Consider the following 12,539-nt stretch of genomic DNA (forward strand, 5'->3'; position numbering starts at 1 on the left):
AAAAAATAATAAATATGAAAAAATTAGGAATAACAATACTGGCTTTAGGACTATTGATGGCATGTAAAACCAAAACCGCGTCAGATCAGCAAAAAGAGCCGGAAAAATTAAGCATTGAAAAAGACAGAGATCAGGACGGCCTTAACAACAGGAAAGATAAATGTCCTGAAATTGCCGGACCTTCCGAAAATAAAGGCTGTCCGTGGCCGGATCTCGATCAAGATGGTACTCCGGATAAAGATGATCAATGTAAAGATGTTTCGGGACCGATAGAAAATAATGGCTGTCCTTTTCCTGACGCCGACGGAGACGGAATTATTGATAGAGACGATGCTTGTTCAACAGCTGCAGGGCCAGCAGAAAACAATGGCTGCCCTTGGCCCGATACAGATACCGACGGAATTCTGGATAAAGATGATGCGTGCCCTACCGTTCCCGGAATGCCGGAATATAATGGCTGCCCAAAACCGAAAGCAATGGTCGCTATGGAAGTTGAATCTTCATTCAGACCCAACCCCCGAAAAGTATATGACAATTATGGGTCTCATAAAAAACCAGTAAAAAAAGTATCAAAAAATTATATTGATTATAATGATGAAGAATACAATGCTTTGGTTGAAAATCCATTTGAATTGACGAAAAACCAGCCGCTTTCGACTTTTTCTATCGATACCGATAATGCTTCCTATTCTAACTTAAGGAGAATGATTGAGTACGGCAGGGTCGATAAAAATGCGGTGAGAGTAGAGGAGATGATCAACTATTTTACATACAATTATCCTCAGCCAAAAAATAACCAACCCTTCTCCATCAATACAGAGTTGGGAAGAAGCCCTTGGAATCCCAATCATCAATTGCTTAAAATAGGAATTAAAGGGAAAAACATCCCAATGAGTAATCTTCCTCCGTCTAATATCGTTTTCCTGATCGATACTTCGGGTTCTATGGCTGAAGAAAACAAGTTGCCACTTTTAAAATTTTCTTTAAAAATATTGCTGGATCAGCTGAGACCGGTAGACAAGGTGGCAATAGTGGTGTATGCCGGAAGTGCGGGTGTAGTACTGACTTCGACTTCCGTTTCTGAGAAAGGGAAAATTATTGAAGCGCTGGACAGGCTGAACGCAGACGGAAGTACGGCGGGCGGAGCAGGCATTGAGCTTGCTTACAAACTGGCGCAGGAAAGTTTTATGAAAGGAGGAAATAATCGCGTGATTTTGGCAACAGACGGCGATTTTAATGTTGGAGCGTCTTCAGAGGCTGATCTTGAAAGCCTGATTGAAGAAAAAAGAAAATCCGGAGTTTTTCTTACCTGTCTGGGTTACGGCATGGGAAATTACAAAGACAATAAAATGGAAACCCTCGCCGACAAAGGAAACGGAAACTATGCCTATATTGATAATATTCAGGAAGCCAATAAGTTTTTAGGAAGAGAATTTGCCGGAAATATCTATACGATTGCGAAGGATGTGAAAATTCAGATTGAGTTTAATCCAAAATATGTTCAATCATACAGATTGATAGGATATGAAAACAGAAAACTGAGAAATGAAGATTTTACAAACGATAAAATTGATGCGGGAGAATTAGGAAGCGGGCATACGGTAACAGCTTTATATGAAATAATTCCTGCAAATGTTAAATCTAAATTTTTACCGAAACAAAATAAAACTAAATATACTGTAAATTCAGTCAAAGCAAACTTTGGTAATGAACTGGGAACTGTAAAATTCAGATATAAAAAACCGCAGGGATCTAAAAGTTCTGAAATTGTTCATGTTATAAAAAATTATTCAGCTCAGCAACCGGGCAGAGATTTCAGATTTGCTTCTTCAGTAGCTTGGTTTGGATTGGTTTTAAGAGATTCTCAATTAATTGCTAAAAAAAGTCTATCGGAAATTGAGCAGTTAGCCAAAGAGAATGAAGGAGAAGATATTGAAGGCTACAGAAACGGATTTGTAGAAATGGTTAAAGAATACCAGACTATTTCTAAGTGAATTAAAATTAGATTCGGGCAGGCATTCTCAAAAGGGATGTCTGTTTTTTTATTATTTTATTTTCAAAAATTATTGAAAGTTCAAAATATTTAATTATATTTGTAATAGAAATTAAAATCAGACAATGAAACTTTCAGAAGCCAAAGAAAAATACATTCAGACCTGGGGAACATTTGCAACCAACTGGGGCATCAACCGTACCATGGCGCAGGTTCACGCTTTGCTTTTGGCAACCGGAAAGCCGCTTTCTACCGATGAGGTGATGGAGCAGCTTGAAATTTCAAGAGGAAATGCCAACATGAATCTCCGTGCTTTGATGGATTGGGGAATCGTAAGAAAAGAATTTGTAAAAGGAGACCGGAAAGAATATTTTGTTGCTGAAAAAGACGTTTGGTTTTTATTTAAACAAATTACCAAAGAGCGAAGAAAAAGAGAAATTGAACCGGTTATTTCTTTTCTGGAAGAACTGAAAAATATTGAAGATAAAGACTCTGAAGAAGCCAAAGAATTTATCAGATTAATGGAAGATTTCAGTTCGGTGACAGGAAAAATCAACAATATCATGGATCTCGCGATAAAGAGCGACGATCACTGGCTGGTGGGGAAAATAACCAATTTGTTGAAGTAATAAGCGATGTCATTCTGAATAAAGTAATTTAAAGTCAAAATCTCTTACAGTAAAGATGAAAAAGGAAATAATCCCTTTTTTATTTCAAACAAACTTTCATAAATTATTGAAAATATAAAAACTACAAGATGTTTAATATTGTCTCATACCTGATTTTTCTCGCCGCCGCATCGTACATTACCATTGATGTCGGAAGAAGATGTTATCACGAAGGGAAATTCTACCTGGAATACCTCATCCACGACAAGAATCTGTGCCTTACGATCAACAGAATCCTTTTAGGATGCTATTATCTTATCAATCTGGGATATATTGCCATCAGTCTCACAAGCTGGGACAGGATCACCTCTTTTGAACATGCTCTTGCAGTCACTGCAATACGCATCGGAAATATTATGCTGATTCTTTGTGTATTGCACTATATCAACATTTTTACCCTTTATCTTTTAAGAAAAAATTTAACCATAAAATAAACTATTATGACTACAACAATCCTAACCGCCGCAACGTACAATTTTTCAGCGTACATGATCTATTTACCAATTGTAATTGCACTTACCGTTTTTGTTTCCCAATTTCTGTTCAAAAATTCAAAGACTTTTATGATTGATATTTTCCACCAGAAAGAAGATATCGCATTGGCAACCAATTCGCTATTCAAAATCGGATTTTACCTCCTGAACGTTGGTTTTGCCTTATGCATCATCGAGTTCTACAGAATTGAAACTGTTGAAAGCCTTGTGGTAGACATGAGCGAAAAGATCGGCAAATTCTCTATTTACCTGGGAATCATGATGCTTCTCAATCTGCTTCTCTTTCTGAAAGGTCGTAAACATGCCATAAATAAAGAAAAACAAATCAAAAATGAAAACATTCATCTTTAAAATCTGGATGTATTTTACATTCAAAGTACAAAATAAAAGAACAAGAGGAGATTTTTTAAACCTTTAAAATCAATAACCATGAAAACTTTGCTTTCCTACGATCTCAGAATTCAACAGACATTAATCATCCTTTTTCTTGCCGCTATTATTGCAGCAGCCGTCACAGATCAGGATTTTTTATATATCAGTATTTTCATAGAGTTTTTTATAATTGCCATAATTCAGTATTCTTTAAATATAATCAAGTTTTTGTCTGATGAATATGCTAAAAAAGATTCAAGAAAACTGTATATTATTGTTTCAACGTATGTGGTAATTACTTTTTTGCTTTTTATTCTGGGAGGTTTTATGAAAGTGGATTTTCATTATGATTTCTTCGAATGGATTCCGATATCCTGGATTGTCCTATCTCCTGTTCTCATTATCCAGTCTCTTGTTATTAGCTTTTATGATAAAGAATATAAAAAAATAAATAATCATGTCTGAAATTCAATTAATAACCTCAATACAATCTGATATTCAAACTGTTTTTGATTTGTCAAGAGATATCGATCTGCACCAGCGATCAACCGCGGAAACAAACGAAAGAGCAATAGCAGGAAAGACTTCAGGACTCATCGAAGAAGGTGAAACGGTAACCTGGAAAGCAAAACATCTGGGATCTATCAGACATTAACGGTTAAAATTACAAGTATGGAAAAGCCTTTTTATTTCGCAGACGGTATACAAAAAGGTGCTTTTAAATCTATGAAACATCAGCATATTTTCGTGCAGAAAGATGATAGCACAATTATGACAGATATTTTCGAGTTTCATTCTCCATTCGGAATTATCGGAAAGATTTTCGACAAAATTTTTCTTAAAAATTATATGAAAAAATTCCTTTTGAAAAGAAATCAATTGATTAAATCAACTGCAGAGAAACTATCTGAGCGCGAGCGAAGCGAGCGGCAAAACAGTTAGTATTAAAATCCTTTACAGGTTTATCGAACTATTGAAACATTTAAACTTTTGTTTTAGAAAAAAAATCCTTGATTTTTTCTGATGTGTTCTAAAATATTTTCGGAAAATAAGATTAAACTCATGTGACTAATGTGTAAAAAAACTTTTTATAGTCATATTAACCTCAACCATAAATAATGAAAATAATCATCGCAGCCGGAACCGGATTCCTCGGCAAAAATCTCAGAAATCACTTTACCGAAAAAGGGCATCAGGTATATATTTTAACCCGCAATCCAAAAAATAAAAATGAAATCTATTGGGATGCAAAAACGTTTGGTGAATGGAAAAATATATTCGAAAATGCAGATATTGTCATCAACCTTGCGGGAAAGTCAGTAGATTGCCGTTACACAGATCAAAACAAACAAGAAATCTATTCCTCAAGGATAGAAACTACAAAAATTATTCAGAAGGCTGTTGACCAATGCATAAACAAACCGAAGATTTGGTTAAATGCAAGTTCGGCAACCATTTATATCCATTCTGAAACACAGTTGAATACCGAAGAAACCGGAATCATCGGCGATGATTTTTCGATGAATATCTGCAAAAGCTGGGAAAGCGAATTTTTTAAAATAAAAAATGAAAATGTACGAAAAGTTGCTCTGCGAACTTCCATCGTTTTAGGCAATAACGGCGGCGCTTTTCCAAAATTAAAAATGCTCACAAAATTCGGTTTGGGTGGCAGGCAGGGGAGAGGAAACCAGAACGTAAGCTGGATTCATATTGATGATTTTTGCAGAGCTGTTGAATTTATTATGAAAAATGAAAATCTTTCAGGTCCGATCAATATCACCGCTCCGAAACCATTATCCAACAAAGATTTCATGATGCAATTAAGAAAGACAATGAAAGTGCCGGTCGGTTTAAACGCGCCGGTCTGGCAACTGGAAATTGCCTCCATATTTTTAAAAACACAAACCGAATTATTGCTGAAAAGCCGTAATGTTTATCCCGAAAAGTTAATCAAAAAAAAATTCAAATTTTTGTTTCCAACCGTTGAATCTGCATTTCAAAATTTAATGCAATCAAATGATAAAAAACGCACATTGTAACTTAAAGATAACTCATGTGATCGAGTCTGAAAATTTTTCAGCTTTAACTGATAATGTGTGATGTAATACAGCTTTTTGGATCAAATCTGCTACTCAATATAATGTAAAAGTAGGTCGAAAAAATGTTTGATTAGAATAAACCACCGGAACTGTGACTGGAAGATATGAACGCCAAGAGATTAATCCGTCTGTAGAGATTGCTAATAAAATTGCCTTGGTTCTAGGTGTTTCTTTAGATTTTCTTGTTGGCAATGTGGAACTCGAACTCAATGATACTTTGATGGAAAAAGTAAAGTAAATCAATAAAATGTCCGACAAAAACAAAGATTATATTTACGCTCATTGACGCTTATTGCCAGAAACAAACTGAAAACTATTCTAAAATAAAACCCATCGCAATTGCGGTGGGTTCTTTGTATCTACAGGCACGAGCTGGACGCTTGCGCTAGCGGGGGGGATTTTTGTTATTCCGCAAAATTATAAACTTTGCGAAGCGAGTTCGCTTTTATTTCAGTTTACCAACATTCATAGTGATCTTTCCATTTTTTACTATCAATTATTTTAGTTTTATCAAACTTAAAATAGTATTTGGTGATTGAACCACAATATTTAGGATTTCCTATGAAAAAAGGTACAACGTCTATTCTTAATTGGTCATCCTTAATTTCAGAAAATATCGCAGCATTTAAAGGACCATTTGGAGCTTCTCTGTATTGTACAACATTTTTAAATACGGTACTGAATTGTTTATTTAATTCCCAATTATTATTTAGATATTGCTTAGACAATTCTTTAAGATCCTTATCTTCTCTTAGTGGCTTTATTTCTTTTTCTGATAAATATTTTTATAGACATTGCTATAATTTTTCTCATCTAAAGGATTAGGATATATTGAATCATAAATATATACTCCTGAAATATCTTTTCCAAATTCTTCTACCGAAACTTCCTTACTAAGAAAATCTTTACTTAGAATTTTATACGCTTTATTATATCTGATTTTTGAAATGGAATTACAACTAATAAAAGTTAGAATAACTGTTGAATATACAAGTATTTGGTATATTTTCATATTTTATCTTTTTTCTATGAGGTTGTTATTTTCTTGGAGTTTTAATATATAAATCCTTTTTAGGATTTACTTTTTCTGGTCCTGTAGAATAAGCACCACTACTAAATGGATAAAAGTTTACACCACCTATGTCCATTGGAGAATAGGATTTTCGTTCACCAAATGGTAATTTAAACCCTCCAGAAGCGTCTAATTCAGTTCTAATAGTATTCATTTTTTAACATTATCTCCTTGCACACCATATATAGTTGAGGCTTCATATTCTTTTCCATCCTTTCCAACAAAGCCATCTATTAGATTATTGTATTTATGACTGACTTCATGAAGAGTAACCATTCCATATCCCATAGTTAAAGGATTTAGAGATTCACTGGTTCCTGTTATAAAACTATCTATCTGATCTGTATTTATATTCAAATCATATACATGGGTATAACCCGCAATTCCATCAACTTTTTCTCCTCTATCTTGAATTTCTTGTATAGAAGAGCCTCTTGTATTGTCTGAATTAACCGGATAATCTGTTTTATGGTTATCAATAGCTCCTTTTAACATATTACGAGCTGTTTCACTTCCTCCCATATTTTCTGTCTCTGTATAATAAAGTTTTCCATCACTTCCTACAGATAGAGTTAATCCTGTTTCTTTTTGTAAATCACTTACAATTTTATTTTGTGTATCTGCTGAAATGCTTTTACCAAAAGTTATGTCATAGTTCTGCATTCCATCTGGGTCTATAAACCTAATAGGGTTATTATAAGCATAAGTATAGGTCGACCAACGTCTGGAAGTTTCTGCGAGCGGGTCAACAACACCCCATCTCCCAATGTCCGGCATATAAAATCTCGCTCCATAATCATACATCCCCGTCTCTTGCAACTCCTTTCCGTTGTACTTATACGGATACGCATTATTAAGATTATTAGCCTGCGCATTATGCATCAGCCCAAAAGGATAGTAATTGGTAGCGCCTTCTGCTTCTCCGGCAATGATGTAGCTGTTACACGCCATATTTCCATCCGGAAAAGTCTGGCAATTTTCAATCACAATATCTCCGGTTATCTCTCCGTTTCCATCTGCATCGCTGTAGCTCAACCGTATATTCCCCAGATGATCGGTATAATTATAAAAATACCTGTTCCTTAATCCATCAAAATAACCTTCCGGAGTAGGGATGATCCTTAATTTCATTCCATCAGTTGTCATAGTGCCCGTTTCATCTTCCCATGCATAGGTAAACTTATACTGAAAGCCATCCATGTAATCCGTCTGCAAACCTCCAAAGAGCTTCTTCACTTTCACTCCGTTTGCACGGTAGACATAATCTGTTGCTACAGAGTTTTGAGTGATCTTCTTTGGTAAATTTAAATAATTATACTGAATGGAAGAAATATTTTTATCCGGAAAAGAAGTCATATTTCCGTTGTTGTCATACCCGATATTAGTCGGTGTGGCTTTATAAGGGAATCCCTGGGCAATGGTAACGGCATCGCTTACTTTCTGCAACCTGTTGCTCATGTTGTTGTTTTCGTAATCGTAGGTAAGATTATCAATCAACAGGGCAGTTGGCCCCATTCTCTGGGCGGTTCTCTGGATGGTTTTAATGTTTCCGTTCAGGTTATAGGTTGCCTTTTCATAATATTCCCTAAGGGACGGATTGGTAGCGTTCTGGTAAAACCCAGCCGAAAGGCGGTTGAGCTTGTCATATACATAGCCATACCTTTTCAGGGATTCGTTGGCGCTTACGCCTGTTTTCCAGTCTACTTCGGCGATATTCCCGTTGTATTTCGGAAGGACCTGCAAAGAGGGGTCTGAGGTGTCTGGAGTCTGCAATCCTTCCACTTCATTGTATTTGATTTTATACCCGAAAAGATTGCCTCACGTTTGAGACAGCCTCCTTTTTTATTATCTGCTACGAAGTTGCAAACTTCGCAGAGCGAAGGAAGGTGAGATTTCCTCTTACGACAAAGAAGTAATGAAGCGTATCGAAGACATTGACAAGCTTGATCCTGCAACTAAAGAGCATCTCTTCTTTCTCGTTGACAACATTATCCAAAATTTTAAAACCAAACAGGCGTTTTGCTAAATAACAAAACCCACCGCAACTGCGGTGGGTTTTGTGTTTATCTACTAGCACGAGCGATACGCTCACGCCAGCTAGGGATCTGTATTATTATATTACCCCTGTGAAGAGGTCAAGATAATCATCTTCATTTTTTAAAACTCGTGGTAAAAAATCATTAGCTATCTTATTAATGTATTCCCATTCCTCATTACTTAATAAAATATCTTTTTTAATAGTATAAATTTTAAACGATAGTTTTCTATTATAGATTGATATCTCTAAAAATGGAGCTATATCTTCTTTATAAAAAACTTCTAAATATGGATAATCTGAATTAATATCTCCGACTTCTTCTATCCTAATATTACTTTTCATATATTTAAATTTATTTTAATCCTCTAAAACCTATAAATACTCCATCTACTGTCCAACTTGCTGCGTTACCATTGGGTAGTGTGTAAGTAACCCAACCTTGGGGATAACGTCCTCCTGAGCCAGTACTCTTAACACCATTACGCAAAATATCCTTTATCATAGAGGATCCTAATTTGTTTATAGCACTTGGGCTTCTATATACTTTCATCAAAGCCTCCGTAGATTCAAATCCAAAGTATTGGGGGTGTTTTGTTACTGCACGACCAGCATTCGTCAAATTTCCACCTTTAAATAATGATAAAGCAGATTTATAAGATTTTAATATATTAAATGAACCTGCTGGTCCAATAGGAACATCTCCTGTTATCATTTTTAAAGGAGATTCTACCCATTCTCCGTTGGAATATTGCCATCTTATCGACAGCATTCCAAATTGATCAAGATTATCAAAACTAAACTCATCCAAAAGCCTCCAATTTCTTTGATAATATATATCACCTTCTTTAGCTTTTTTGGGACATTTAGGGCAATCATTATTCTCTTCTGAATTATTTTCAACTTTATCTATCTCAAACTGTGAAAGATTTTGAGTACCAGAAGGTTCTTCATTATCTCTATTCCATCTCCTTGTATCCCGTCTTATTTCTTTAGAAATATCTTCATCCATCTTTGAAAAATCTCTAATGACTTCTTCATTCTGTCTACCATCCGGATCAATAAACCTCAAAGGATTATTAAAGGCATAAGTATAAGTCGACCAACGACGTGAAGTTTCCGCTAACGGATCCACCACACCCCATCTCCCAATATCCGGCATATAGAACCTCGCCCCATAATCATACATTCCTGTTTCTTGCAGCTCCTTTCCGTTGTACTTGTACTGATACGAAGAATTCCCTGCCAATGCATTATACCCTTCATGCTTCAACCCGAAAGGATAATAGTTGTTTTCTTCAAGAACTTCTATTCCGCTGCCATTGTGGAAGTAGCTTAACCGTACATTTCCCAAATGGTCTGCATAGTTGTAAATATACTTATTATTTTCAAAATTAAAATACCCTTCTGCAGTTGGAACAAATTGCAATTCTGCAACAGGCCCGGGACAACCAAAACATAAATCAGTTAATGTAGTATATTGAAATCCATCCAGATAATCTGTTGTCGTACTAAAGGAAGTATTGGTGGAAAGTTTTCTTAATTTGCTGCCATCCGCTCTGTAGAGGTACGATATCCCAAAGCTTGATCTTCCCCCACCACCTGCAACTGCTGAAGGAAGATTGAGATAATTGTATGTGATTGAACTGATTCCCTTATCCAAATGATTGGTCATGTTCCCATTAGCATCATAAGACATTGTGTTTCCACCTAAAGGATATCCAAAACTATTCTGTGACGAATCTGTTACAGAAAGAAGTTTGTTTCCAGTATATGTATACTGTAGATAGTCTATAAGTATAGCCTGATCAATATCCTGTTGGCCATATCTCCCCATTGTTTTGATATTTCCGTTTAAATCATAAGTTGCCCATTCATTATATGAGTCAGTTTGAGGAACAGTTGAGTATGGTTTAACATATTGTGCAAAATTAAATCTATTTAAAGAATCATAATAATAGCTATATCTCCTCATAATACCGTCTTTATTTGTTTTCCAATCTATTTCAGAGATGTTTCCATTAAACTTTGCTGTACTGGCTCCATCAATTGGATTCTGATATTTCATTTCGTATCCGAAGAGTTTTCCGCTAAGATTAGAAGGATCATTGATCTGGGTCATCCAGCCACGAATATTGTAAGCATAATCAACCGTCTGTAATCCGTTTCCTAAAACTGTTCCGCCCACTTTTTTGGTTTGAAGCTGCGAGAGCTCGTTGTAAGTATTCTGCGCTAAATATTCCACCGGATTGCTGTCTACCTGGTGAGCATGAGTTTTCAACCTGTTTTGAGGATCATAAGTAAAGTTTTGGGTGATCACTTTATCGGTGTCGGTATCCAGCCTTTTATGAAGGGTAATGCTTTGCTGAACCACCCCTGCAAAATCCAGCCTGGATTCTGTTTGGGTACGGCCTCCCAAATGGTTGATCGAATAAGACCCGATGGCTCTTCCTCTTTTATCATAGTAGGTATAGTTTTTCGTCCAGTTATTATCCTCAATGTTTTTAACCAGACTCATCACCGGAAGGCTTTTGGTGCTTAATCCTTCAGCAGTATTTGTTTCGGTAAGGGTGGGTTCTCCCAGAATGCTCGTCGGGAAAGCTGGGTTAAAGCTGTAAGAAGGATAGGTATCATAGTAATTAACGCTCAGAATGGTCATGCTTCCTGTAGGAAACGCTTCTTTGGTGTAATAAAGATCCATTCCGTTTTGGGAGATGCCAGGAGTAATGCTTCTTTTTTCATTGTTTCCTGCATTGGCTGCCATATTATTAATGGCGGTCTGCATGGACGTCCTGGTAGCGGTATTGGAGAAAAAGCCGGTATAAGCCACTCTTCCGAACTGGTCATATTTCGTGAAAAGCCATCCTTTTGAATTAAAGGTATTGGTTGTTATCCTTAAATTAGCATCCTGGGTAAGGACGAGCCTGTCCTGCTTATCATATACCATATATTCCCAGCCTTTACCCGGAAGCTTCTTTTCTACCAGGCGGTTCCTGCCATCGTACCGGTATTGGTAGCAGAGGTTATCCAGGTCGGAGAGTGAAAGGGACTGAGTGTTGGAGACTAAAGGAGGAATCACAAAAGCCAGCTGGTTGTATTCGTTGTAGACATAATACGTGTCCACTTTTTCCGTGGCACCGAGCATCTTTCTTACCAGCAAGACCTGTCCTTCCCCGTTTTTAAATTCAATGGTCTGGTTGCCGTCTTCGTCGGTTACCGTGTTTTTGTAGAGCTGGGCTTCCGGATAATTGGTACTCTGGCTCATTACACTTTTAGTAGCCCCGTTTTCCCAAGTGGTTACCGTGGTATATTTTTTAACAGCATCTGCTGTGGTATTGGCATCATACCCGAACTGTACGGGTTTATCATTCCACGCATTACCCACCTGCTTCTGCTGTAAGATTCTGTCTAAAGGTGAGTTTTCCAGGATTTTCTCTGAAAAGATTTTCTCCGCACCATAAAGGGTAGGTTGGGTAGCATTGCTCAGCGGAGCAGTATAAATGCCCCCGTTCTGAGTTCCCTGCTGGGGAACCGGAAGGTAGTCTTTCACCTGCCTTCCGAAACCATCGTATTCGATGTGGGTTACCACGTCTTTTCCCGTTGGGGAAGTTTTGATGTTCACGACCTGTTTGGGTCTTCCCAGCCCGTCGAAATACTGAACGGTTTCCGAGGTTTTGGTAGGGGAGGTTCCGTTATAGTCTAAATAGGTTTTGGAATAAACGTAGTTTTCTGTCGAGCTCAATTGTGCATGAACTAAACCGGATAAAAGTAAAGTTCCAATAGGAATTAATATTTTTTTCATCGTT

The 12,539-nt window shown here is 36.7% G+C and carries 16 protein-coding genes; 9 read left to right on the forward strand and 7 right to left on the reverse strand.

The window, feature by feature from the left end:
• The first annotated feature begins 14 nt into the window (after positions 1 to 14).
• From ACYT6F_RS11880 to ACYT6F_RS11920, 9 genes are all read left to right on the forward strand, one after another.
• Complete coding sequence (locus ACYT6F_RS11880; protein ID WP_472597884.1) at positions 15 to 1,994, forward strand: vWA domain-containing protein; 1,980 nt, start codon at positions 15 to 17, stop codon at positions 1,992 to 1,994.
• 124 nt (positions 1,995 to 2,118) lie between these two features.
• Entirely contained in the window at positions 2,119 to 2,622 is a 504-nt protein-coding gene (locus tag ACYT6F_RS11885; protein ID WP_472597885.1) for a GbsR/MarR family transcriptional regulator, read from the forward strand.
• Positions 2,623 to 2,750: 128 nt separating this feature from the next.
• Positions 2,751 to 3,095, forward strand: coding sequence for a hypothetical protein (locus ACYT6F_RS11890; protein WP_472597886.1), 345 nt, complete (start codon positions 2,751 to 2,753; stop codon positions 3,093 to 3,095).
• A 6-nt stretch (positions 3,096 to 3,101) separates the two neighbouring features.
• Positions 3,102 to 3,506: a hypothetical protein gene (locus ACYT6F_RS11895; RefSeq protein WP_472597887.1), complete on the forward strand. Its 405-nt coding sequence runs from the start codon at positions 3,102 to 3,104 to the stop codon at positions 3,504 to 3,506.
• Between the two features lie 78 nt (positions 3,507 to 3,584).
• A complete protein-coding gene (locus ACYT6F_RS11900) occupies positions 3,585 to 3,992 on the forward strand; it encodes a hypothetical protein (RefSeq protein WP_472597888.1) in 408 nt (135 codons plus the stop codon).
• A complete protein-coding gene (locus ACYT6F_RS11905) occupies positions 3,985 to 4,182 on the forward strand; it encodes an SRPBCC family protein (RefSeq protein ID WP_472597889.1) in 198 nt (65 codons plus the stop codon). Before ACYT6F_RS11900 ends, ACYT6F_RS11905 begins: the two co-directional genes overlap by 8 nt.
• Before the next feature lie 17 nt (positions 4,183 to 4,199).
• Positions 4,200 to 4,469: an SRPBCC family protein gene (locus tag ACYT6F_RS11910; protein WP_472597890.1), complete on the forward strand. Its 270-nt coding sequence runs from the start codon at positions 4,200 to 4,202 to the stop codon at positions 4,467 to 4,469.
• A 176-nt stretch (positions 4,470 to 4,645) separates the two neighbouring features.
• Complete coding sequence (locus tag ACYT6F_RS11915; protein WP_472597891.1) at positions 4,646 to 5,566, forward strand: TIGR01777 family oxidoreductase; 921 nt, start codon at positions 4,646 to 4,648, stop codon at positions 5,564 to 5,566.
• 151 nt (positions 5,567 to 5,717) lie between these two features.
• On the forward strand, positions 5,718 to 5,864 hold the full coding sequence (locus ACYT6F_RS11920; RefSeq protein ID WP_472597892.1) for a helix-turn-helix domain-containing protein: 147 nt from the start codon (positions 5,718 to 5,720) through the stop codon (positions 5,862 to 5,864).
• Between the two features lie 217 nt (positions 5,865 to 6,081).
• Here the strand turns inward: ACYT6F_RS11920 and ACYT6F_RS11925 are convergent, their stop codons facing one another.
• The 7 genes from ACYT6F_RS11925 to ACYT6F_RS11955 all read right to left on the reverse strand — a co-directional run bounded on the left by ACYT6F_RS11925 (position 6,082) and on the right by ACYT6F_RS11955 (position 12,535).
• Positions 6,082 to 6,354, reverse strand: coding sequence for a hypothetical protein (locus ACYT6F_RS11925; RefSeq protein WP_472597893.1), 273 nt, complete (start codon positions 6,352 to 6,354; stop codon positions 6,082 to 6,084).
• Between the two features lie 32 nt (positions 6,355 to 6,386).
• Complete coding sequence (locus ACYT6F_RS11930) at positions 6,387 to 6,638, reverse strand: hypothetical protein (protein ID WP_472597894.1); 252 nt, start codon at positions 6,636 to 6,638, stop codon at positions 6,387 to 6,389.
• Positions 6,639 to 6,663: 25 nt separating this feature from the next.
• Positions 6,664 to 6,852, reverse strand: a complete 189-nt coding sequence (locus ACYT6F_RS11935) for a hypothetical protein (protein WP_472597895.1) — start codon at positions 6,850 to 6,852, stop codon at positions 6,664 to 6,666.
• The gene (locus tag ACYT6F_RS11940) at positions 6,849 to 8,480 is read right to left on the reverse strand and encodes an RHS repeat-associated core domain-containing protein (RefSeq protein ID WP_472597896.1); all 1,632 of its coding nucleotides are present in this window, start codon (positions 8,478 to 8,480) and stop codon (positions 6,849 to 6,851) included. Before ACYT6F_RS11940 ends, ACYT6F_RS11935 begins: the two co-directional genes overlap by 4 nt.
• 70 nt (positions 8,481 to 8,550) lie before the next feature.
• Positions 8,551 to 8,694: a hypothetical protein gene (locus tag ACYT6F_RS11945; RefSeq protein WP_472597897.1), complete on the reverse strand. Its 144-nt coding sequence runs from the start codon at positions 8,692 to 8,694 to the stop codon at positions 8,551 to 8,553.
• 117 nt (positions 8,695 to 8,811) lie between these two features.
• Positions 8,812 to 9,078, reverse strand: coding sequence for a hypothetical protein (locus ACYT6F_RS11950; RefSeq protein ID WP_472597898.1), 267 nt, complete (start codon positions 9,076 to 9,078; stop codon positions 8,812 to 8,814).
• A gap of 10 nt (positions 9,079 to 9,088) precedes the next feature.
• Positions 9,089 to 12,535, reverse strand: a complete 3,447-nt coding sequence (locus tag ACYT6F_RS11955; protein WP_472597899.1) for a DUF6443 domain-containing protein — start codon at positions 12,533 to 12,535, stop codon at positions 9,089 to 9,091.
• Positions 12,536 to 12,539: the final 4 nt, after the last annotated feature.

This window comes from Chryseobacterium sp. NG-CE01 (genome assembly GCF_055695505.1).

Excerpts from the sequence above, each read along its gene's own strand:
- ACYT6F_RS11915 (WP_472597891.1), top strand. The coding sequence starts at position 4,646 with ATGAAAATAATCATCGCAGCCGGAACCGGATTCCTCGGCAAAAATCTC.
- ACYT6F_RS11930 (WP_472597894.1), bottom strand. The coding sequence starts at position 6,638 with ATGAAAATATACCAAATACTTGTATATTCAACAGTTATTCTAACTTTT.
- ACYT6F_RS11885 (WP_472597885.1), top strand. The coding sequence starts at position 2,119 with ATGAAACTTTCAGAAGCCAAAGAAAAATACATTCAGACCTGGGGAACA.
- ACYT6F_RS11910 (WP_472597890.1), top strand. The coding sequence starts at position 4,200 with ATGGAAAAGCCTTTTTATTTCGCAGACGGTATACAAAAAGGTGCTTTT.
- ACYT6F_RS11900 (WP_472597888.1), top strand. The coding sequence starts at position 3,585 with ATGAAAACTTTGCTTTCCTACGATCTCAGAATTCAACAGACATTAATC.
- ACYT6F_RS11950 (WP_472597898.1), bottom strand. The coding sequence starts at position 9,078 with ATGAAAAGTAATATTAGGATAGAAGAAGTCGGAGATATTAATTCAGAT.
- ACYT6F_RS11880 (WP_472597884.1), top strand. The coding sequence starts at position 15 with ATGAAAAAATTAGGAATAACAATACTGGCTTTAGGACTATTGATGGCA.
- ACYT6F_RS11890 (WP_472597886.1), top strand. The coding sequence starts at position 2,751 with ATGTTTAATATTGTCTCATACCTGATTTTTCTCGCCGCCGCATCGTAC.
- ACYT6F_RS11955 (WP_472597899.1), bottom strand. The coding sequence starts at position 12,535 with ATGAAAAAAATATTAATTCCTATTGGAACTTTACTTTTATCCGGTTTA.
- ACYT6F_RS11935 (WP_472597895.1), bottom strand. The coding sequence starts at position 6,852 with ATGAATACTATTAGAACTGAATTAGACGCTTCTGGAGGGTTTAAATTA.
- ACYT6F_RS11895 (WP_472597887.1), top strand. The coding sequence starts at position 3,102 with ATGACTACAACAATCCTAACCGCCGCAACGTACAATTTTTCAGCGTAC.
- ACYT6F_RS11905 (WP_472597889.1), top strand. The coding sequence starts at position 3,985 with ATGTCTGAAATTCAATTAATAACCTCAATACAATCTGATATTCAAACT.